Raw genomic sequence first — 21,538 nt, 5'->3', positions numbered from 1 at the left:
AGTTCTCCCAACTAGCGGGATAACCGGCTCACCAATGCCACTGATGCTCTGCCGTCTAGAAAGTTTGCGACAGAACCTGGTCAGCGAAATGGCCAGTCGAAACTTCGCTGCAGAACCCCTTCATAGTAACCGCTCGAACTATTTAATGATCATTTTTCATCACTTTTACACACAACCTAAGGATAGCGAGATTTTGCTAAAAGGCCGGCTATTCTTCGGAACGTTGCAAATCGGCGCCATCCCAAGTCGAAGCGTAATGCTAGCCATTTGGACAGCGCTCTTGGTTTCGTCGCGAAACTACGCAAGATGTTTCGCGAGTTGATTCACCAGTGTTGCAGCCTCTTCAACTGTCAGGTCACGACCTCGGATGCGAAGGCGAAGTTCGCCTGATGAAACCTCTGCGGCTATTTCGCCCCCACCGGGAAGCTTGTGCGGCGTCAGGGGCTGCACTTGTTGTGGCCGCCCTCCTCTCCCCTTGTCTCTGGAGGGTTCTGGGGTTTCCTTCAGCGCAACCTCCAAAAGAGCCCACTCTGACTTGGCGTCCAACTCTTCTGCTGCGGCCAGAGCTTGTCGCAGTTTGGTTTGCGCACCATCTCTCAAGGCGGACGCCAGCTTGAGACCCGACTTTTCAGTCAGGGCTATTGGGTGTTGCAACAGGTCACCCAATGCCTCATGGACGATTGCAAAGCTACGAACTTTGGATCTCTTCGCTTTGGACGCTGCCGCAAACAATACGTCAACGGCGGCCTCGGTCGACTCAAAGACCCCCTGCCCTGCCGCCAAGGCAGCAATACGACCGCGCTCATAAGGGCTGAGGTTCGAGCGCAATTCATTTTCCTCGACCATCGAGACATAAGCGCCCTGCCCCGTTCTTGCCCCTCGAACAAAGGCTGGAATTTCGGAAAATATCGGATCGGTTTCAGCCAGACGCTGGAATGCATCCAGTCGGCGGAACCCGGAAATCAAGCCATAGCCGTCTCCGTCTTGCGTGACTTCGATGGGTGTCCTCAGGCCATGGACCCGCAGAGACTCCAGCAACTCCGCCATCGCTTCTTCGTCTTCGACCATACGGTCGCGACGAATGAAATCGGCGTCGATCTGATCCAATGGCACCTTCTGCGCCACCAACCCGGCATCTTGCGCATCGCGCCAACGGGCGGCGTCACCTTGATCCTGCGCCAACGCCACCCTGTCTGTGACAGAAGCCATACCGTTCAGCGATGCGGCCTCGGCTGCGACCTGCGCAATGGGTGGTGCCGCAGATTTGGTTTCAAACGGGCTGATAGACGGTTTCGCCGCGAAACCCACTTCGATCTGCTCCAGTTCCGCCGTATCCGGCGCGGTCAGTCTTCTGCGTTTAGCCATCTGCCTTTCCTCCCATCTGAGTATCGCGCCACCAGCAGCCGATCAGCACCTCTTTGAATTCCGCATATGTCCGGTCGAATGTCTCGCGCCCGCGCACATAGGTATCTCGGTTGAAATCACGATAGTCCGCTTCGTAGATCCCGTTCACCTGCTCACCGGCCTGCCCGACCAGCGCCGTATAATCCTGACGATACGCATTCATGAAATCCCCAAAATAGGCCTGTATCACGTTAGCCATATCCGTCTGCTGACTGGCATCGAACCGCGTAATGATAGCCCGCACTACATCCCACTCGAACTTGAGTTCAGGTAAACCCGCCGCCCGTTGTGCGGCATTTTCGCCGTCTTCGATACTAGCAAACGTCGTGTAGAGCATGTCGAAGAACCGTCCTGTGGAATCAAATTCCAAGAACGAGGCCCCCAAAGGCACCAGTAAAATATCTGCTGCCGCCAGCGCATTGATCGTTAGGTACCCAAGTGCAGGAGGAGTATCGAGGAAGACGATATCATAGTCGTTCAGCACGCCTTCATCCTGCAAAAAGTTCGTCAAACCGTCCCACAAGGGCCAACTGCGCAGCCCCATACGCCAAACTGGAATCTGAAACTCTGCCCAGTATAGGTTCAATTGGGCACCAATCAGGTCGATATTGGGCCAGTGCGTCTTTTGGATAACGTCGCGGGGCAGGGTGGTCAGCGCCTCTTCCAGGGTCTCATCCAGAGGAATTTCCGGTTGTCCGGCGGCATTGCGAACACGGTTTTCTTCCTGCACGGCTCGAGCGTAGTCCTTGGCGATCAGCGGAAAGACGGTTTGCCATTCATCAGCGACCCGCCCCCCCAGGATAGATGTCATCGAACCCTGACTATCCAAATCGATGACCAGAACCTTATAGCCATCCAAGGCGGCGGACATAGCCAAATGCGCTGCAGTAGAGGTTTTTCCTACACCGCCTTTGAAATTGGCAACAGCGACAACCTTGGCTGGCACACCTTCAGGACGGTAGGGCAGGTATTCCTTGGTACTCACACCTTCAGAGGCAAAGTGCTGGCGCAAGGTTAAAACGTCTTCCAAAGTGAACCATTTTGAACCGGCCTCACCTTCCCCTTGCGGGAGATCCGGGTTTGCCTTGAGGACACGCCGCAGGTGAGCTGGAGCCACTGGAATCAGATACTTTGTGATTTCCCATATTGAGAACCGCCGCAATCGCTTTTCGCCGTCTGGTGCATAGCCACGTCGTGCGAGATCTTCACGACCTTTGGTACAAAATGCAGCCGCTTTTGCGAATCGTGAAGTGCCTATAGGATCAGGCAACTTTGTTGCCGCAATCTCCGGGTCCAGATTCAAGTATGGCGGCAGAGGAGGTTGGTTAGATTTGTTCACTGTCGGTGCCTCAATTAATGTTCGCCTTTGCGGCGTATATTCGGGAATGTAACGAACATTTTAGTGGGTAGCTATCCTTGATCTGATTTTTTTCCACAGATGACGGGTATTTGCAGAGGTTTCGCCGCGAAACTGCAATCATAACAAGAGAAAGACGCAACAAAGAGTTTATTAATTTTAGAATCTTTAGAAGATTTACCATGCAAAAAAAGATTTAATACAATGGGTTACAGGACATTGAGTGCCCAATTACGGGGCTAAGGGGACCTATATGCAGGATAAAAGGAACCTGTTTGCAGGACGCCGGGAACCAGAATCCGGGTGCAAGGGGCCCGATTCTCAGGTTGTTGAAAAAACGGACAAATCAGACCCTATTCCTAGTCGCATTACCCACTAATCCGATGTTCCAGATTCATTTTGGGACCAGTGGATGGCGCTCACCTGGGGATAACTCGGGGCCTTGGTCATAAAGGTACCTGAATACGGGATTAGCTCCATCCTGTATTTGGGCACCCAAAATGGATTGATCCACGGGTACCTTTCATGGCACAAATATCAAAACGAGCAGCCAGGCAGAATCATGCCGGATATACAATTGGACATGGACCACCTCTCAGGCGCCTTGCGTCGAGAGACGGTGAAGAAGAACGTCGCCGCGATTCACATCAGCGGTAAACTTTCGTTGTTGCAGCGCAAGCTGTCCAATGTGTTGCTGCTGAATGCTTATGACGCGTTGACGTCGGCACCCACCCATACCATCGACGCACGAACACTGGCTATGATGGTAGGATACAATTCCAACGACTTTGATACCTTGCGTGCCAGTCTTCGCGCATTGGCCGAAACGGTGGCAGAGTGGGATATGCTGGATGAGCAAGGCAAACAGGAATGGGGTGTGTCTTCGCTGCTGAGCTTTGCCAAACTCAAGAACGGGGTGTGTGAGTACGCGTATTCTCCGGCACTCGCACAAAAACTCTATGACCCCAAGATCTATGCTCTTATCAACGTTCAGATTCAGCGTAATTTCAGTTCGGGGCATGGGTTAGCCCTGTATGAGAACTGTTATCGCTTTGTCCGGACAGGCTCGACGGGTTGGTGGGCGTTGGATGTGTTCCGTAAATTGATGGGTGTGGATGGCAGCGACTACTACAGCAGTTTCAAGCACCTCAATGCCAAGATCATCAAACCTGCAGTGGCTGAGGTAAACAAAAGCTCGGATATTCTGATTGAGCCGGAATTCAAAAAGAAGGGCCGTACTGTCACGGATATCCGGTTCTTGATCAAAGGCAATCCGCAAAAGGCGATGTTCGAGATTGATGACGGAGACGGTGTTCGAAGCTTGAAGATCTATAAGACGCTTCGGGACCAAGGTGTATCCGACCGGCTGGCGCGCCAGTGGATTGCCGAACACGGTGAGGACTATGTCCAGAAGAAGTTGGATTATGTAAGCGGGCAGGGGGATGTGAAATCGACGCTAGGATATCTGTCAGCAGCATTGCGTGATGACTATCAAGTTCCTGACGCGGACGTGCACCCAAAGGCCAGCCCTGAAGCTGTGGCAGCAGCTCATAAGCGAGAGGTCGAGAGAGCGGAGGAAGATCAAGCTTATGCGGCACGTGCTGCAGAGCGTACAGAGCGGTCTCGTAAGTTGTTGATCGTGGAGGAGCTGGTTTCGCGGCGAAACCCGACGCAGCGGGATGCAGATAAACGTCTGTTCTTGGCGGGGCTGGATAACGATTTGGACCGGGAACATTTTCGTGCCCATGGCTGGCGGTCCGGACTTAATGCAACGGCTGTTGTCGCGTTTTGGAGAGACTTGGAGCCGGACGCGTTCGAGTAGATCTTCCAAACCTTTCGATAGGTTGTTCAATGGATAGCAATAAGGGATTTGGCGTCACATAAAAGACGCTCAAATCAAAGCAACAGGCAATGAGCATAATGCATGAATAATGCGTATTACCCGTTGCGAAAGTTTGATCGCCTAGCCCTCTTTGTCTGACTGAAATACAGGGTCAACAACATTATAGGGTTCTGTTGCGAAGTTTTGACGTTGACGCTGGTTGGGTTAGCGCGTGCGCAGGCAGGCATTGGTGCCCAGTTGAAAGCCAGCTCATGCTCTCCTTCGAAGGCGCGCAGTATCCCAAGGGTGTGATCCTGTTCACGGTCCTCTTCGATGCCCGAGACGGGGTGTGGATCTGTTGCAAAGTTTTGAGCACGGCGAGTTGTGTCAATCAGTGTTTCGGTGCTAAGCGGCCAGTTTTGCGAATTACCGAAATGGACAGACTCCTGGTATGAATTGGCCTTTGCGGATCATGTGCGCGACCTCTAGGCCTGCAAGAACTGTCCAAGCCGAGATAAGGGACTTGAAACCGAGCATCGGGCGGGTTCGTCTTTTGATGAAACGGTGGTCCCGTTCCGCAGTATTATTGAGGTATTTTTGTCGAACCATCTCAATCGGGATGGGACAATCAAAGCCTCTCAGCACCTTTTACTTTGATGTAGGTTTTACCATTCTCCAAGACCGGTCGCACGGTGTTTTATGCCGTCGTGCTGCCTCAGCGATTGCACCAGAGTTGCGCGTCACCCACCGGTTCAGTGTGGTGTGATCGACCGAAACGCCCCGTTTAGCCATGATTTCTTACAGATCCCTGTATGACGCGCCGTACGGGACATAGAAGAAGGCTGCGAACAGGATCACGTCAAGCATCGCCATTGTAAGTCCGGTTTCGCAGCATTGCGTTTGATACGGACAGAAGATGCGTTTCCATGATTTGCGCTGCCGCCTGACTGTCGCGTGCAGAAATTGAGCTGAACAGTTGTTCATGCTGCTCGCCCAGACGGGTAAGCGTCGAAGCGGAATAGCGGGTTTCACGCTGCCGGGTCCATTCCGACTGTCGTCGAACCTCTCGGATCGAGTCATAAACGGTCAGGAACAGTGGATTATGCGCCATTTCCGCAATCTTATAGTGGAAGATATCGTCAGCGACGCCGTAGGCCTGCGTATCTGATGCCTCAAGCGTTGCCTGAGTCAGCTGTTCTAGCGTTTTCAGCTCTTTGCTCGATGCCCGTTGCGCGGCCAGTGCGGCCAGTGCGGGCTCGATTTCAAGCCGGACTTCCATGACGTCACGGGGCATGACCTTGGCCGCCACCGCGCGAAATGGACTGGCCCCGACCGCCGGTGGGGGTGAGACGAAAGTGCCCTGACCGTGTCTGCGGAAAATCGTGCCGTCGTCTTCCAAAAGATCAAGAATGCGGCGCATCCGGGCCCGTGTGACCAACAACGCTTCGGCCAATGCGCGTTCAGGCAGCAGCTTGCCGTTTTTCAGGAAACCACCTGTTTCGATGCCGGTTCGAAGGGCAGTCGTCAATTCAGAATCCGAAGGGCAGTTTCCCAAATTCACCAGGCTCCGATCAGGTCATTGAACATGCGTAGGGACGTAAGCATCAGGAAAACTCCGAATGCAAGCCTCAATGCACGCTGCGAGATGGTATGCGCGATGCGCACACCGACATGCGCGAAACTGGTGGTCAGCGGGATGATCAGCGCTGCGGCAACCAGATTGACATAGCCCAGCGAGAATGGTGGCAGGCCATTCTGCCCTAAGCCGGTTGCCGTATAGATCAGCGTGCCGGGCACACCGATGACAAAACCGATCGCCGCCGAGGTGCCGACGGCGCGCCTTATATCATACCCCAGAAAATTCAGTACCGGAACGCAGACCGTGCCGCCCCCGATGCCCATCATGGCCGAGATCGCACCGGCAAACACACCGGTGGCAGCCCACACACGTGGTGAGAAACTGCGGGGCAGGCTGCCATCTCCGGGGTTGCGAAAGATCATATCCAGCGCTACCAGGCCAGCAACTGTGGCGAAGACGGCGACCAGAATATAGCCGCTGACCACGCCGCCTAGCAGCCCGCCAATGACCACTCCGGCAAGGATGGCAGGGGCCCAGCGTTTCAGCAGCGCCATGTCCAGCGCGCCGCGCCTGTAATGGCCCCAGCTTGAGGACAACGCGGTAAAGACAATGGTGGCCAGAGACGTACCTACTGCGACCTGCATTGTCAGCGCCGGATCGCTGCCGGTTAGTGACAGCGCAAAATACAGGGCTGGAACAATGACGATGCCGCCACCGACCCCCAGCAAACCGGCGAGGATGCCACCGAACACACCTGCCGCAGCAGCAATGGCGATCAACGTCGTTACGGTCGAAAGGTCAGTCCCGTTCATGAGATCAGGCCGGGTCGGTCGCGAATGAACGACTGCCGCGCCCTTCGGCTTGACGGTGCGCATCCGACCGGGCAATCGCTGCCTCAAGCGCGACTCGGTCGGGATTGCCCGAGAAGTTCTGCTCGCTGGGCATGGCCCGGGCGAAATGCAAATATCGCTCTCCGGCCACGTCATACAGCCGCCGCAACTCGGCCAGCGGATCGGCGTGGTCATCGGCCCGCAGGTCAAGCCAGGAATGTGACTGCCCTTGATGGATGACCATCCCGGCGGCTTGCCTGCCGCGCTTGTCGCCGCCCGCGCGTTCGCCCGCCTCCATCGCGGCCAGCAGGCGTTCGGGGAAGGGCAGGGCGGTTTCAGCAGCATAGGTTTCAAAGGTGGCGTCGACCACGCCCTGTCCTGTCAACATGTTGCCTGCGACGGAATGCGTCTGACCAATTCGGTGTCCCGCCCAATCGACACATTCAGTGCCGGTGAAGGCTGCGAAATTGCCATTGGCGTCCATCATATGCGCCTGCCGCGCGGCACGACCTGTGTCGCGCTGAACCAGATCGTCTATTACATCCTGCGCGCGTTCGCCCACCTCGAGCCGTCGCAATCCTTCGGTCCCCCAGACCGGGTTGGAAAACGCCTGCGACGCGACGGCGCTGCGCGGACCGACACAGGGTACGCGCGCACCACAGGCAAAGAAGCGGCTGGCCACGATCACTCCGATGGCGCCGGTTTCAGGGTCTTTTGCAATCAGGGAATAGGTCATCTCAACGGCCCACCGCATAGGCCTGCATCAAACGCGGCGTGGCCGCGGCGCGCAGGGTTCCGTTACTTTCTCGCAGCGCGGCGGTCAGGCGGCCAACGGTCCAGGGCCCGGCCACCGTCACCTTGTGACCGCGCGCGCGCAGGTCTTCGATCACGGCATCGCCAAAGGTCGCTTCGATCATCATCTCGCCCGGTTGTGCCGCGCGAGGATAGAACGAGCTCTGGAAGTGCATCGAGTGAAACAAGGGCGCGTCCATACAATGCTGCAGCTCCAGTCCGAAATGCACGAACCGCAGGAACCAGATCAGCTGCCACTGATCCTGCTGATCGCCACCGGGCGTGCCGAAGACCAGCTGCGTCCCGTTCTTTTCCGCCAAACTGGGTGTCAGCGTGGTGCGCGGCCTGTGCCCGGGCATCAGCGAGGTCGGTAAGCCCGGTTCCAGCCAGAACATCTGCGCCCGGCTGTTGAGCGGAAAGCCCAAGCCTGGAATCACCGGTGAGCTTTGTAGCCAGCCGCCCGACGGTGTGGCTGCGACCATGTTGCCCCAGCGGTCGATCACGTCCAGATGTACCGTGTCGCCGCGTTTCTCGGTCAGGTGCGACATGGTGGGTTCGCCCGCGCTGGCACCGGTGTTGGCGGAAAAGTCACGGGCGGCGCGGGCGACATAAGCGTCCGCCAGATGCTCAAACCCTGGTACCCGGCCCGGACGCTGCTCAAGCGAAGCGTTCTGCCCGATCAATGCGCGGCGCTCGGCGGCGTACTCATCGCTCAACAGGTATTCCATTGGGATGTCGCTGTGATCGGGGTCACCGTAATAAGCCTCGCGGTCGGCATAGGCGAGCTTCATCGCTTCGATCACCGTATGGACGAACTCGGCGCCGTTCGGGTCCATCGCACCCAGATTGATCCCCTTGAGGATCGCCAGCGCCTGCAACAGCACCGGCCCCTGACTCCAAGCGTGGGTCTTGTGGATGGTCCAGCCGTGATACTCATAGCTCAGTGGTTCTTCATAGCTGGCGTGCCAGTTGGCGATGTCATCACGCGCCAGAACTGCCCGGTTGCGCTGGCCCGAGACATCCATGACCGAGGCATCAGCCAGATAGTCAAAGATCCGGTCGGCCACAAAGCCCTGTCGCCAGACGCGGCGGGCGGCGTCGATCTGGTCAACACGATCCTCATGCGCGGCTTCGGCGTCACTGACCAGACGTTCATAGGTGGCGGCCAGTGCGGGGTTGGCGAAATTGGCGTTCGGCTCAGGGGCTTGTCCGTCAGGTAACCATGTTTCGGCGGAGCTGGGCCATTCCTTGGCAAAGAACTCGGACAGCCCGGCAATGGTATGGGCGACGCGAGGCAGCACGGGATGCCCGTCGCGGGCATAGGCGATGGCGGGCTCCATGACCACGCGCAGCGGCAATGAACCATGGTCGCGCAGCATGAGCATCCAGCCGTCAAAGGCACCGGGGATCACAGTTGCCAGCAGGCCCGAGCCGGGGATCAGATTCAGGCCCAGTCCGGTATAGTGTTCAATCGTGGCCCCTGCGGGGGCGGGGCCTTGGGCACACAGCACCTCGGTCTTGCCGGTTTTGACCGAGTGAAAAATGGCGGGCATATCGCCTGCCGGGCCGTTCAGGTGGGGCTCGACCACTTGCAGGGTCATGGCGGTGGCAACAGCGGCGTCAAAGGCGTTGCCGCCCTTTTCCAGAATGCCGAAGCCCACGGCCGAGGCAATCCAATGGGTCGAGGTGACGACGCCAAAGGTGCCTCGGATCTCAGGGCGGGTGGTGAAATCTGACATGAGTTTACGGTCTCCGGTCTATCAATGTTCGCGCGGGTCCAGCGCATCGCGCAGCCCGTCGCCCAGAAGGTTGAAGCCCAGCACCACGAGGAAAATCGCGATACCCGGCCACATGGCCATCCACGGGGCTTGGTTGAGGAAGTTCTTGGCAGTGTTCAACATCGATCCCCAGCTGGGGGCAGGGGGTTGTTGCCCGAGGCCCAGAAAGGACAGGGATGCCTCGGCAATAATGGCGGTGGCGATGGTCAGCGTTGCCTGTACCAGCACCGGCGGCAGCACGTTTGGAAAGATGTACCGCGTCAGAATTTTTGGTGTTGGCAGGCCGATGGCACGGGCGCTGGTCACGTAATCTTCGGCCTTGACGGACAGCACCTGACCGCGGGTCAGGCGGATGAAGATCGGCGTTGCCGACAGCCCGATGGCGATCATCGCGTTGGTCAGTGATGGCCCCAGAAACGCGGCCAGCGCAATGGCAAGGATCAGGAAAGGCGCAGCCAGCAACGCCTCGGTACAACGTGAGATCACGGCGTCGGTCCAGCCGCCGAAATAGCCCGCGACAATGCCCAGCGGCACCCCCAACAGCACGGCGATACCGACCGAGACCACACCCGCCAGCAGCGAGGCCTGCGCCCCCCATATCATCCGCGCCAGCACGTCGCGCCCGATCTCATCGGTGCCCAACGGATGCGCGGCGGTTGGCGGTTTGCGCACCGCGCCCCAGTCGGTGGCCGCCGGGTCTGGTATCGGCAGAATTGGCGCGGCCAGGGCGATCAGCACAAAGAACGCCACCAGAAACCCACCTAGCATGGCACTTTTGTGCGTGCGGAACTTTTTCCAGACCCGGTTTTCGGGACGGCGCGACAGGATGGGATCGGCGACAGCCATGTTACGCAGTCCTCAAACGTGGATTCAGCAGGACATAGGCGACATCGGCCAGCAGGTTCATGAAGATGAAGCCGACAGCGGTGACCAGCACGATTCCCTGCACCACCGCATAGTCCCGGTTGAACACAGCATCGACCACCAGCTTGCCAAAGCCGGGGATGGTAAAGATCTGCTCGGTCAGAACGGCGCCTGCGATCAACTCGCCGAACAACAGGGCAGTCAGGGTGACAATCGGGGTCAGCGCGTTGCGAAACGCGTGTTTCAGCACCACGCGGCGTTCATGCAGGCCCTTGGCACGGGCGGTGCGCACATAGTCGGATTTCAGAACACCCAGCATGGCCGAGCGCGTGTGCCGCATCAATGTCGCGGCCAGCGCGGTGCCCAGAACAAAGGCGGGCATCAGCATGGTGGTGATGGATTTTACCGGGTCCTCGGACAACGGCACATAGCCGGAGGCGGGCAACAGGTCGAGTTTGACCGACACCAACAGGATCAGCATGATCCCCAGCCAGAAATTCGGGATCGACAGGCCTGACAACGCCACGATATTGGCGACGTAGTCTGTCACGGTACCCTTTTTCACCGCCGATAAAATGCCGGCCGGTATCCCGATCACCAACGCGAACAGAATGGCCATCACAGCCAATTGGATTGTCACCGGCAATTTTTCCGCAATCAGCTCGGTCACCGGTTGATTGGTGCGCAGCGAAATGCCCAGATCACCACGCAGCGCATTGCCGACCCAGGTCATGTATTGCACCGGGATCGGATCGTTCAGGCGGTATTTCTCGCGCAGGAACTCCAGTACCTCGGGGTCACGTTCCTCGCCTGCCATAGCCAGAACCGGATCACCGGGCAGCAATTTTTGCAAGCTGAATACAAAGACCGAGATCAGCAGGATCGTCGGTATCGCAATCAGGATGCGGCGCAAGATGAAGGACAGCATGGCGTGGCTTTCAAATAAGTGACCCGCCCAAGCAGGGGCTCAGGCGGGCCGTGAGTGGTTTATTTATCGAGCGTCACGCCTTCCAGGCGGATCATGCCGTCGGGGTAGGCGGTAAAGCCTTCAAGATCGCTGTCCAGCGCCCAGATCCATGTCTGGTGATACAGATAGACGATGGGCATATCGTCGATCAGAATATCGCGCGCACTGTCATATTCCGCCTTACGCGCATCAAAATCGGTCGAGGCACGGGCGTTGTTCAGCATGTCGTCCACTTTCGGGTCGGAATAATGGCTGTCATTGATGCCGCCGCCGGTGGTCATGAACTGATGGATGTTGCCATCGGGATCGACCCGGCCCGACCAACCGATCTGGCTGGCCTGATAATCACCCGCACTTTGATCCGCCAGCAAGGTGGCGAATTCCTTCGAGGTGATCTCGACATTGATCCCGGCTTCAGCCGCCATCGCCTGCACCACTTGCATCAATTGCAGCGGCACGGTGGTGTTGGGCACCTGCACTTCAAGGTCGATCCCATCCGGGAAGCCCGCCTCGGCCAGCAGGGCCTTGGCTTTGTCCACATCTCGCGCAGGCACCGGGTGATCGGTGTCATACCAGGGTGACGTCGGCGGGAAAGGTTGGTTGCCCGGTGCAAAGGCACCCTCGAACACCACTTGGTTGATGGCGTCACGGTCCAGCGCATAGCTCAGCGCCTGTCGCAGTCTTTCGTCATTGCCCCAGGGGTTGTCGCCCTTGTCGCCGTTGTTCACGTTGATCGTAATGCCCTGATAACCCAACGAAACGGCCCGTTCGACATCAATGCCCCCGTCGCCTTCGGCCTGTGCCAGATCGGTGGCAGCCAGGCGCTCCAGCATGTCGATGTCACCTGATTGCAGGTTGGCCAACCGAACTGTCGTGTCGGGGATTGGCAGGAAGGTCACGCTGTCGAAATGGATTTCACCTGCGTTCCAGTAATCCGGGAACCGCTCCAGCGCGATCCGATCTTGCGCCACGCGTTCTTTGAAACTGAACGGGCCGGAGCAGACCGGGTTAAGGCCGAAATCCGCCCCTGCCGCTTTGGCGGCGGTGGGCGATACCATCATGCCTGCTCGGTCGGCGAATTGCGCCAGCAGTGTTGCATCGGGGGCCGCCATGTTGAAACGCACGGTATAATCATCGACCACATCGACACCGGTCACCGATTTCAGTTCGGACTTGCGGCGCGATTCCTCAAGGTTTTGTGAGCGGTCAATATTGTCGGACACCGCTTGCGCATTGAACGGCGTGCCGTCATGGAACACCACGCCTTCGCGCAGGGTCATAGTCAGCGATGTTCCATCCTCGCTCCACTCCCATCCGGTGGCGAGTTGCGGGATCAGTTCCAGATCCGGCGTAATGTCGACCAGCTTGTCGCACAGCGAGGCATAGACGATGCGCCCCACAAAGGTGCGTGACTGGTCCGGATCCAGAACATCTGCGTCCGATTGTAGGGCGATGCGCAAATCAGCGGCCTGTGCGGTCAGGGCCGTGGCGCTGAGAAGGCCGGCGAGAAGGCCGGTTTTTAAGGCACTCATGATGTTTCCTCTCTGTGTGTGGCAGAAGCTTGGGTTGTTTGCAAAGCCGCGCGATACAGCGCGAACCGCTCTTCTGCTCCGACGCTGCGGCGCCGGGGCGGGGCCGGTTTTCCGGCCTCTGGTATGGTTTTCCAATGATGGCAGGCGACCTGATGGTCGGTATCCGCCGCGTCCAGCAGGGGGGTGTGTGTCCGGCAATTGTCCTGCGCGAACGGGCAGCGTGTGTGAAACCGACACCCGGCAGGTGGGTTCGACGGGCTGGGCATTTCGCCCTTCAGCGTAAGTTGATTGTGTACACGGCCCGGTTCGGGTTCCGGGATCGCCGACAACAGCGCATGGGTATAGGGGTGGCGTGGTGCATCAAAGACCTGATCCGCAGGTCCGCTTTCGACGACTTGCCCCAAATACATTACCGCAATCCGGTCGCTCATGTGCCGGATCACCGCCAGATCATGCGCGATGATCACCAGGGTCAGATCCAGATCCTGTTTCAGATCGTTGAGCAGATTAACCACCTGCGCCTGCACCGACACATCCAGTGCCGAAACCGGCTCATCCCCGATCAAGAGGCGCGGACCCGAGGCCAATGCACGGGCAATTCCGATCCGCTGGCGTTGACCACCGGAAAATTCGTGCGGATAGCGGTTGGCGTGGTCGGGTAACAGCCCCACCTGCGCCAGCAGCGCGGCCACCTTTTCGCGCCGCGTATCAGCATCCAGTTCGGGGGCGTGGACCTCAAGCGGTTCGCCAACCAGTTTGCCCACCGTCATGCGGGGGTTCAGTGACGAAAACGGGTCCTGAAACACGAATTGCATGTCGCGGCGCAGGGGCGCCATATCGCGGCGGGCGAGGTCTTGCACCTCTTGCCCGTTGAACAGAACCTGCCCCGAGGTGGGGCGGTCCAACCGCATCATAAGGCGCGCGAGGGTCGACTTGCCACACCCGGATTCACCCACAATGGCAAAGGTTTCACCCCGGTTGACAGTCAGGGACACACCATCAACGGCGCGAACCTTGGTCTTCGGTTCGAACAACCCTCCGCCCAGAGTGAAATGGCGGGTCAGGTCGCGTGCCTCAAGGATTACATCGCGCATCTGACCTCATCTTGCTGTTCCAAAGGGGCGTAATGGCACGCGACCGCGTGATCCGGACCGACGTCAGACAGCGCAGGTCGTGCGGCACAATTATCGGTGGCAAACGGACAGCGGGTGCGAAACCGGCATCCCTGAGGCATGTCTGCAAGCGATGGCACAGTTCCCGGAACGGTAATCAGCCGGTCGCGTGACCCCGACATGCGCGGCACCGAGCTCATCAACCCAATCGTATAGGGGTGTTGTGGGTCATCGAACACGGCCCCGACCGGGCCGCTTTCAACGATCTGGCCACCATACATGACCGCGACATTTGTGGCGATCTCGGCCACCACGCCCAGATCATGCGTGATGAACAAGGTGCCCATTCCGGTTTCGCTTTGCAATTCGCGGATCAGATCAAGAATTTGCGCCTGAATGGTGACATCCAGCGCAGTGGTGGGTTCGTCGGCAATCAAAAACGAGGGATTGTTGATCAGGGCCATCGCAATCATGACCCGCTGACGCATACCGCCAGACAACTGATGGGGATATTCGCGTAGCCGCTGTTGCGGTGCGGGAATTCCGACGCGGCGCAGCATTTGCAGGGCGCTTTCGGTCGCTTCGGTGCGGGTGCAGTTCCGATGGTGCAATACGGCTTCGGCAATCTGGTCCCCGATGCGGAACGCGGGGTTGAGCGAGGTCATAGGCTCTTGAAAAATCATCGCCATCCGGTCGCCGCGTGTTGACGCATCCAGCCCGTCCGAGCGCAGATCGTAGCGATGGCCTTCGAAATCCATCTGCCCGTTTGGGATGTCGATGATGTCTTGCGGCAATAGCCCCATGAGCGCCATGGCCGACACGGATTTTCCGCATCCGGATTCGCCGACGATGCATAGGGTCTCTCCGGCGGAAACCGATAGGTTCAGCCCATCGACCGCGGGTTCTGGATGGCCACGAAACCGTAGGCTGAACTGATGCAGCTGTAGAATCGGATTGGTCGATTCTGTGTCGGACCGGGCCTCACTCCCCTGCATTGTCTCGCAACCTTTAGTTAGACCAATATCATATTGGTTGCATTTGAGTGAGCCACTTGTCAACGTCCTTCCGTATCATTTTGCGCCTGTCAGCCTGCGAAACACCTGAAGGACGGACCTTTTGGGCGGGTATCAGGTGAGCCAAATGACCAACAAGAAAGAGTTAACCGACGATCGCAATTACGATCGGCAAGGTGATTGCGGAAAACGCTGTTCCAAACAGGACAGCACGTGCGGCAAGCTGAACGCTGATACCCTCGGCCCGCGCCATGACGTAGACATTGGCCGCCGGCGGAAGGGCGCCCATGACGATGGCGGTTGCGATCCAAATTGGGTCGAAACCGGGAAATATCAGGAAGAACCCGACGACAAGCAACGGGTGCGCCACTAGCTTGCCTGCCAGGCACAGCCCCAAAGGCAGATCAAGGTGATTGGCCTTGTGACGCGACAGAGTCAGACCAAGCGAAAACAGCGCCGCCGGAGCGGCCGCATCCCGAAACCCATCCAGCGGAGTGTCGACAAAGTCAGGCAGGGTCAGGCCACTGGCGGCAAACACAAGCGCAGCAAGCGTCGCCAGAATGAATGGGTGTTGAATGACCTTCAGCAGCGACTTGAACAACCCCCGTGCCGAAGGGCCGTTGGGACTGATCATAGCGGGCCAAATGGAAAAGATCAGCAATACATCGGCGCAAAATATGAAGGCAGCGGGGGCACCAGCGGCAGGCCCCAGAACAGCAACAGTCAATGTCGGACCCATATAGCCGATATTCGAATAGCTGGCTGAAAGGCCATAAACTGCAGCGGACTCATCAGATTTGCTGGTGCGTCCGACAAACCATCCGAACAGAAACATCAAGCCCGTTGCCATCGTCGTCAGCGTCAGGAACCCTATTGGGCTGGATATGCCCGGCGGCAGGTGTCTGACCGATTGAAACAACAGGGCAGGCAGCGCGATGTAAAACACAAAAGCATCCAGCCATTTCTGACCCTCGGCAGAATGCCTGAGTGTTTTTTCTGCGGCTATGCCCGCCAGGATATAGATGAAAAAGGGCGCGACGAGCCCGAGACCTACAATCATGACCGCCATTGGTTGCAAGAATATGTTCCAACTGCAAGCCGTGTCGGAATCGCACGATGCGTCAGAATGCAGGCTTCGGTGACAGGAACGACGTGGTGAAGTAATCCCGCAGGACCCGCGTTGCGTCGGATAGCTGTGCCTGCTTGTGAAAGGCCATTCCGACGTCCATTGTCGGAATATCGACGCTGGTCTGGACTGTCTCGATCCGACGCCCCTCTAACGACCACGGCCGGTAGACCATGTCAGACAGGATCGTCACGCCATGCCCGTTTGCCACCATAGATCGGACTGCTTCGACCGACGATGTTCGCAGTTTGATGTTGGGCGCGCAATTATGGCTGTTCCAGTATTTCATGCTGGTATGCGCGGCCTCATCTACAGTCAGCATGATATAGGGTTCGCGGGCGATATCCTGAAGCGTCACCGGGCCGTCATCGCTCATTGGGTGGCCGATCGGAACCCAAAGACGACGTGGAGATTTCAGCAACGTCTCGGTCTCGATGCCGGAGTTCTGGATGTTCGAGGTCAGCGCCACCGCCATATCAATCTGACCGGACAGCAACTGCTGTTCGATGCTCTGCCGGTTCAATTCGACGATCTGAATATCAAGACCGGGGTAAAGCTGCGTCAGGCGGCCAAGATGATAGGGCAGGAAATACCCGATCACCGTGTATGTAGCGGCCAGCCTGATCACGCCTGTGATGTCAGAATCCCGTTGGTCTAAAACACGGGCCGCATCGATCCTTTCAAGAATTTCGCGGGCGGATTGGAGGAATTGCTGACCTGCCTCTGTCATCTCCATGCCCTGCGCGCGGCGGATGAACAGGGTTGCGCCCAATATCGCCTCCAATTCGCGGATGGCGCTGGTGACGGCTGATTGAGAGATGGAAAGCAGTTTTGCGGCGCGGCTGACCTGCCCGGTTTCTGCCGTCGCGACGAAATATTTAAGATGTTTGAAATTCACGGCAATGCCACTCTCGAAGTAATATCAATTTTTTTGATAATGTATGAGCTAAAAAAAGAAATACCAATTTTCATCAAATCATCAATGATTGCCCTGGTTCTGCAACGGAGGGCCTGACGGATGCGAGAGATCGTCGATCTGAATTGCGATATGGGCGAGGGTTTTGGCCACTGGGTGCTGGGTGACGCCCCAGAAGACAAGATCATGGAGATTATCAGCTCGGCCAATATCGCCGCTGGCTTTCATGCAGGCGATGCGAATTCAATCGATCGTGTTGTTCAACTGGCACAGGTTCACGGTGTCGGCCTTGGCGCGCATCCGGGTTACGCTGATCTTAGGGGGTTTGGTCGCCGTTATATCAGGACGGACCCGGCCGAGCTGATCAACGATGTCATTTATCAAGTTGGGGCCATTCGCGAATTCGGGCGGCGCTACGGCGTAACCTTGCAGCATATCAAGCTGCATGGTGCGCTTTATATGGAGGCCGCTACAAACGAAGATCTGTCCCAGTTGCTGGTCGATTCACTGCAGGTCACCAGCCCGAATGCGTTGCTGTTTTGCATGGGGCCTTCCAAAACCTATTCCGCTGCCAAACGTGCCGGGCACCCGGTCATCCGCGAGTTTTTTGCCGACCGCAATTACGACAACAGCGGCTCGATCGTGTTTGCCCGAAAGGTTGGTCGTCCCGACGCCAACCAGATCGCCGCGAAATGTGTAAAGGCGTGCAAGACAGGGAAAGTGACCACAGTTGAGGGTGACGAGATTGAGATCAACTTTGAATCGATCTGCTTTCATTCCGACACTCCGGGTGCGCTGGAAATGGGCCGCGCCATTCGCAAGGGCCTGACCGAAAATGGAATTCGCATCGCAACCGCCGGTGAAATCGCGGCGACGCTCTAATCGACACGCAGGAGGAAACTGATGGCAGATATCAAATCGCCCGTGCCCGGAACGTTTTATACCCAGGCCACTCCGGACGCGCCTGTTTACAAAGCCCAAGGGGATACTGTGACCGTTGGGGATGTGATCGGACTTGTCGAGGTCATGAAGACCTTCATTGAAATCAAGTCGGACATGGCCGGGACGTTTGCGGGTTACGCCGTTGAAAACGAGGCCGCTGTGAGCGCGGGTCAAACACTGGCGCAACTGGATGGCTGAACGCTCGGCCATCAAACGACTGTTCATCGCAAACCGAGGTGAAATTGCCGTGCGGATCATCCGGGCGGCGCAAGGGTTGGGCATTCATACGATCCAGGCCTATTCCGAAGCTGACGCCGAGATGCTGGCCGTCCGAATGGCGGATGAAGCAATCTGCGTCGGACCAGCACAAGCCGCGAAGTCCTACCTGAATATCGAGGCATTGGTGCAGGCGGCCCGGGATCGCGATGCTGACGCCGTGCATCCCGGATACGGTTTTCTGGCCGAGAATGCGGGCTTTGTGCGCGCCATTGAGGCTGCGGGCATGCGTTTTGTTGGCCCGTCTGCCGACACGATTGATCGCATGGGGGACAAAGTGTCTGCCCGTGAGGCGGCGCAAGCTGCCGGTGTACCTGTTGTGCCGGGCTCGAAAGGACGGATCGAAACTCTTGAGATGGCATTGGCCGCTGCGGATGAGATTGGGTATCCCGTGATGATCAAGGCTTCGGCAGGTGGTGGTGGCAAAGGCATTCGTGTCGCGAAAAACGCCGATGATCTGGCGCAGATGGCGCCACAGGCTCAGGCCGAGGCCAAAGCGGCCTTTGGCGACGGTGGTCTGTATCTTGAACGTGCCATCCAGTCGCCGCGTCATATCGAGGTTCAAATTCTGGGGGACGGCACCGATGCGGTGCATTGTTTTGAGCGCGAATGCTCGATGCAGCGCCGCCGTCAGAAGGTCTGGGAGGAGGCAGGCGCCGTATGTCTAGACGAGGGCATCCGCGACAAGCTGTGCGCCTCCGCTGTGGCGTTGGCCAAGGCGGCCAACTATGTCGGGGCAGGCACGCTGGAATATCTTTATGACAGCGCCGCGAACGAATTCTTCTTTATCGAGATGAACACGCGCATTCAGGTCGAACACCCGGTCACCGAAATGATCACAGGGCTGGATCTGGTGCAGGAAATGATCCGGGTTTCGGGCGGCGAAAAGCTGCGGTTCACGCAGGATCAGATCGTGCGCGACGGCCATGCGATCGAAGTCCGGATCAATGCCGAAGACCCGATACTACAATTCATGCCCTTCCCGGGGCAGGTCGGATCAATGCGATTGCCCGAAGGCGACGGTATCCGGTTCGATCATTTTCTGTACGAAGGATACCAGATCCCGCCATTTTACGACTCGTTGCTGGGCAAGCTTGTTGTCCATGCGGATACACGCGCCGAGGCAATCGTAAAACTGGCCAAGGCGCTTGATGAGCTGTCCATCGACGGGCTGAAAACCACCGCGCCCCTGCATCGGGCCTTGGCCGCAGACATCAGCGTGCTGACGGATAGTTTCCACACCCAGTGGCTGGAACCGTGGCTGGAGGCGGGCAACCTGACCGCGACACCGTAACCAAGGAGACGTACAGTGAAGACACGTTATACCCATGGCGGCGACGAACACATCTATGTCGAAATGGATGACGAGATGTCGCTGGACGCATTTTTCAAATCCCTGTCGATGAGCAACGCCGTGCGCGACGCGGATATCGAAGGTGTAACCGAAATTTGCCCTGCCAATGCGTCATTTCAGGTGAAGTTCGATCCCGACGTGATCAGCCCCGATAAGATGATGGAGCGGATCAGGAAACTGGAACACAAGGCCGATGACGCAGACAAGCGCCTGAAGACCCGGATCATCGAGATCCCGATTTATTATCAAGACCCCTGGACGCACGAAACCCTGATGCGATTCCGCGAACGCCATCAGGACCCGAACGGGACCGATCTGGACTATGCGGCGCGGATCAACGGGTTTGACAGCGCCGAGGCGTTTATCGAAGCACACCATTCACAGCCATGGTTCGTGTCGATGGTAGGGTTTGTGGCCGGTCTGCCATTTCTCTATCAACTGGTCGAGCGGGACAAGCAGCTGCAAGTGCCGAAATACCTGAGGCCTCGAACGGATACGCCCAAACAGACAGTCGGCTATGGCGGGTGTTTCTCGTGTATTTACTCGGTCAGGGGGGCCGGGGGATATCAGATGTTCGGCATCACGCCGATGACGATCTTCGATCCGACGCAACAGGTCAGCTACCTGCGCGATTTCATGGTGTTCTTCAAACCCGGTGACATCGTCAAATGGAAGCCGATCAATCGGACGGAATATGACCGCATACTGGCAGAGGTCGAAGCGGGAACCTATGCACCGCGCATCGCTGAGGTCGACTTTGATCTGGACGCATTCAACGCCGATATGACCGGAACCAACGCCAAGTTGATGGAGGCCCTCAATGACGCTTAAGATACTCTCTCCCGGCTTATCGACTTCCATTCAGGATCTGGGGCGTCCGGGTTATTTCCATTTGGGCATCCCTATCGGCGGTGCCATGGACCGTTTTGCGCTGCGCTGCGCGAATATGCTGGTGGGCAATCCCGAAGGGGCGGCCGGGTTCGAAGTCATTTTCATGGGCCCCGATATTGAATTTGGCCGCGACGCTCTGGTGGCAGTCACCGGCGCTGAGTTGCCGCCCAAGGTCGATGGAGAGCCACAATCGACCTGGACCGCGTTTCCGGTCAAAGAAGGCCAGACGCTTAGCTTTGATTTCTTGAAATCCGGGGCACGGGCTTACATTGCCGTAAACGGCGGCATCGATACGCCTCCGGCGCTTGGCAGTCGGTCAACCTATCCGATTGGTGCTTTGGGTGGTATTGAAGGTCGTGCCGTTCAGGCCGGAGATATCATTCCGCTGGGTGAGGCGGACGCGTTTGAGCCGGGTTTAAGCGTGCCTAAGAGTATGCGCCGAGGCCCCGGCACCCCGGCTGAGCTGCGGGTTTTGCCGGGCCTCTACTGGCACCGTCTGACAGAAGGGGCGCAAGCCGGGTTTTTTGCAGATGACTGGTCCGTCGCGCCCGAGGCGGATCGCATGGGCTATCGCTTCAAAGGTGGCAGTGCGTTGGAATTTGTGGACCGCGAACAACCTTTTGGCGCTGGGGCCGATCCGTCCAATATCGTGGATGGGTGTTATTCCTATGGTTCCATTCAGGTGCCCGGGGGATTGGAGCCGATTGTGTTGCACCGCGATGCGGTCTCGGGCGGTGGGTATTTCACGCTGGGCGCGATCATATCGGCGGACATGGATCTGATCGGTCAATTGCAACCGCACACGCCTGTAAAATTCATACAAGTCGATATGGATCAAGCGCTGGCGGCGCGAAATGAGCGGAAGAACATGCTTGGGGATATTCGCGTGCATCTGGGTTAACGGGGGGATCTGTGGCAAACTTCGTTCTTACCTGTCAGGTCGATTGTATTTCTGGTAGCGCGCACTCGAACATGGCGGGGGC

19 protein-coding genes and 1 pseudogene are annotated in these 21,538 nt (G+C 57.6%); 6 read left to right on the top strand and 14 right to left on the bottom strand.

Going from position 1 to position 21,538, the window contains the following annotated elements; translation table 11 throughout:
• Positions 1-297: 297 nt before the first annotated feature.
• Positions 298-1,365, bottom strand: a complete 1,068-nt coding sequence (locus tag HW561_RS22440) for a ParB/RepB/Spo0J family partition protein (protein WP_176867586.1) — start codon at positions 1,363-1,365, stop codon at positions 298-300.
• Positions 1,358-2,743 (bottom strand): AAA family ATPase, encoded by a 1,386-nt coding sequence (locus tag HW561_RS22435; protein ID WP_176867585.1) that lies wholly within the window; start codon positions 2,741-2,743, stop codon positions 1,358-1,360. The genes HW561_RS22440 and HW561_RS22435 overlap by 8 nt, the downstream gene beginning before the upstream one ends.
• Before the next feature lie 580 nt (positions 2,744-3,323).
• On the opposite strand from HW561_RS22435, the gene HW561_RS22430 reads away from it, so the two are divergent.
• Positions 3,324-4,583: a replication initiation protein gene (locus HW561_RS22430; protein ID WP_176867584.1), complete on the top strand. Its 1,260-nt coding sequence runs from the start codon at positions 3,324-3,326 to the stop codon at positions 4,581-4,583.
• 426 nt (positions 4,584-5,009) lie between these two features.
• On the opposite strand, the pseudogene HW561_RS22425 reads toward HW561_RS22430, so the two are convergent.
• The 12 genes and pseudogenes from HW561_RS22425 to HW561_RS22370 form a co-directional block, all read right to left on the bottom strand.
• Positions 5,010-5,456: pseudogene (locus HW561_RS22425) on the bottom strand (DDE-type integrase/transposase/recombinase).
• Complete coding sequence (locus HW561_RS22420) at positions 5,443-6,111, bottom strand: FadR/GntR family transcriptional regulator (RefSeq protein WP_235963038.1); 669 nt, start codon at positions 6,109-6,111, stop codon at positions 5,443-5,445. The pseudogene HW561_RS22425 and the gene HW561_RS22420 overlap by 14 nt, the downstream one beginning before the upstream one ends.
• Positions 6,112-6,140: 29 nt before the next feature.
• The gene (locus HW561_RS22415) at positions 6,141-6,974 is read right to left on the bottom strand and encodes a sulfite exporter TauE/SafE family protein (RefSeq protein ID WP_176867583.1); all 834 of its coding nucleotides are present in this window, start codon (positions 6,972-6,974) and stop codon (positions 6,141-6,143) included.
• Between the two features lie 4 nt (positions 6,975-6,978).
• Positions 6,979-7,728, bottom strand: coding sequence for a DUF1028 domain-containing protein (locus HW561_RS22410; protein ID WP_176867582.1), 750 nt, complete (start codon positions 7,726-7,728; stop codon positions 6,979-6,981).
• Between the two features lies 1 nt (position 7,729).
• Positions 7,730-9,523 carry a gamma-glutamyltransferase family protein gene (locus tag HW561_RS22405; protein ID WP_176867581.1) on the bottom strand — a complete coding sequence of 598 codons (1,794 nt, stop codon included), beginning with the start codon at positions 9,521-9,523 and terminating at the stop codon, positions 7,730-7,732.
• A 21-nt stretch (positions 9,524-9,544) separates the two neighbouring features.
• Entirely contained in the window at positions 9,545-10,408 is an 864-nt protein-coding gene (locus tag HW561_RS22400) for an ABC transporter permease (protein WP_176867580.1), read from the bottom strand.
• 1 nt (position 10,409) lies between these two features.
• Complete coding sequence (locus HW561_RS22395; protein ID WP_176867579.1) at positions 10,410-11,354, bottom strand: ABC transporter permease; 945 nt, start codon at positions 11,352-11,354, stop codon at positions 10,410-10,412.
• Positions 11,355-11,413: 59 nt separating this feature from the next.
• Positions 11,414-12,925: an ABC transporter substrate-binding protein gene (locus HW561_RS22390; RefSeq protein ID WP_176867578.1), complete on the bottom strand. Its 1,512-nt coding sequence runs from the start codon at positions 12,923-12,925 to the stop codon at positions 11,414-11,416.
• Positions 12,922-14,019: an ABC transporter ATP-binding protein gene (locus tag HW561_RS22385; RefSeq protein WP_176867577.1), complete on the bottom strand. Its 1,098-nt coding sequence runs from the start codon at positions 14,017-14,019 to the stop codon at positions 12,922-12,924. Before HW561_RS22385 ends, HW561_RS22390 begins: the two co-directional genes overlap by 4 nt.
• On the bottom strand, positions 14,007-15,032 hold the full coding sequence (locus HW561_RS22380; protein WP_176867576.1) for an ABC transporter ATP-binding protein: 1,026 nt from the start codon (positions 15,030-15,032) through the stop codon (positions 14,007-14,009). Before HW561_RS22380 ends, HW561_RS22385 begins: the two co-directional genes overlap by 13 nt.
• Positions 15,033-15,195: 163 nt before the next feature.
• On the bottom strand, positions 15,196-16,119 hold the full coding sequence (locus tag HW561_RS22375; protein ID WP_235963040.1) for an AEC family transporter: 924 nt from the start codon (positions 16,117-16,119) through the stop codon (positions 15,196-15,198).
• Positions 16,120-16,171: 52 nt separating this feature from the next.
• Positions 16,172-17,074 carry a LysR family transcriptional regulator gene (locus tag HW561_RS22370; RefSeq protein ID WP_176867574.1) on the bottom strand — a complete coding sequence of 301 codons (903 nt, stop codon included), beginning with the start codon at positions 17,072-17,074 and terminating at the stop codon, positions 16,172-16,174.
• Between the two features lie 120 nt (positions 17,075-17,194).
• On the opposite strand from HW561_RS22370, the gene HW561_RS22365 reads away from it, so the two are divergent.
• Genes HW561_RS22365 through HW561_RS22345 form a run of 5 tightly spaced genes read left to right on the top strand, consistent with a single transcriptional unit; the run spans position 17,195 to position 21,456 of the window.
• A complete protein-coding gene (locus HW561_RS22365; RefSeq protein ID WP_176867573.1) occupies positions 17,195-17,974 on the top strand; it encodes a 5-oxoprolinase subunit PxpA in 780 nt (259 codons plus the stop codon).
• A gap of 21 nt (positions 17,975-17,995) precedes the next feature.
• Complete coding sequence (locus HW561_RS22360) at positions 17,996-18,232, top strand: acetyl-CoA carboxylase (protein WP_176867572.1); 237 nt, start codon at positions 17,996-17,998, stop codon at positions 18,230-18,232.
• Positions 18,225-19,604 carry an acetyl-CoA carboxylase biotin carboxylase subunit gene (locus HW561_RS22355; protein ID WP_176867571.1) on the top strand — a complete coding sequence of 460 codons (1,380 nt, stop codon included), beginning with the start codon at positions 18,225-18,227 and terminating at the stop codon, positions 19,602-19,604. Before HW561_RS22360 ends, HW561_RS22355 begins: the two co-directional genes overlap by 8 nt.
• 15 nt (positions 19,605-19,619) lie before the next feature.
• A complete protein-coding gene (locus HW561_RS22350; RefSeq protein ID WP_176867570.1) occupies positions 19,620-20,495 on the top strand; it encodes a 5-oxoprolinase subunit B family protein in 876 nt (291 codons plus the stop codon).
• Positions 20,485-21,456: a 5-oxoprolinase subunit C family protein gene (locus HW561_RS22345; RefSeq protein ID WP_176867569.1), complete on the top strand. Its 972-nt coding sequence runs from the start codon at positions 20,485-20,487 to the stop codon at positions 21,454-21,456. The genes HW561_RS22350 and HW561_RS22345 overlap by 11 nt, the downstream gene beginning before the upstream one ends.
• The last annotated feature ends 82 nt before the right edge of the window (positions 21,457-21,538 follow it).

Source organism: Ruegeria haliotis (assembly GCF_013377785.1).
GTDB lineage: Bacteria > Pseudomonadota > Alphaproteobacteria > Rhodobacterales > Rhodobacteraceae > Ruegeria > Ruegeria haliotis.
The sequence above is the reverse complement of the archived record's forward strand: the minus strand, read 5'-3'. Positions and strand labels throughout refer to the sequence as shown.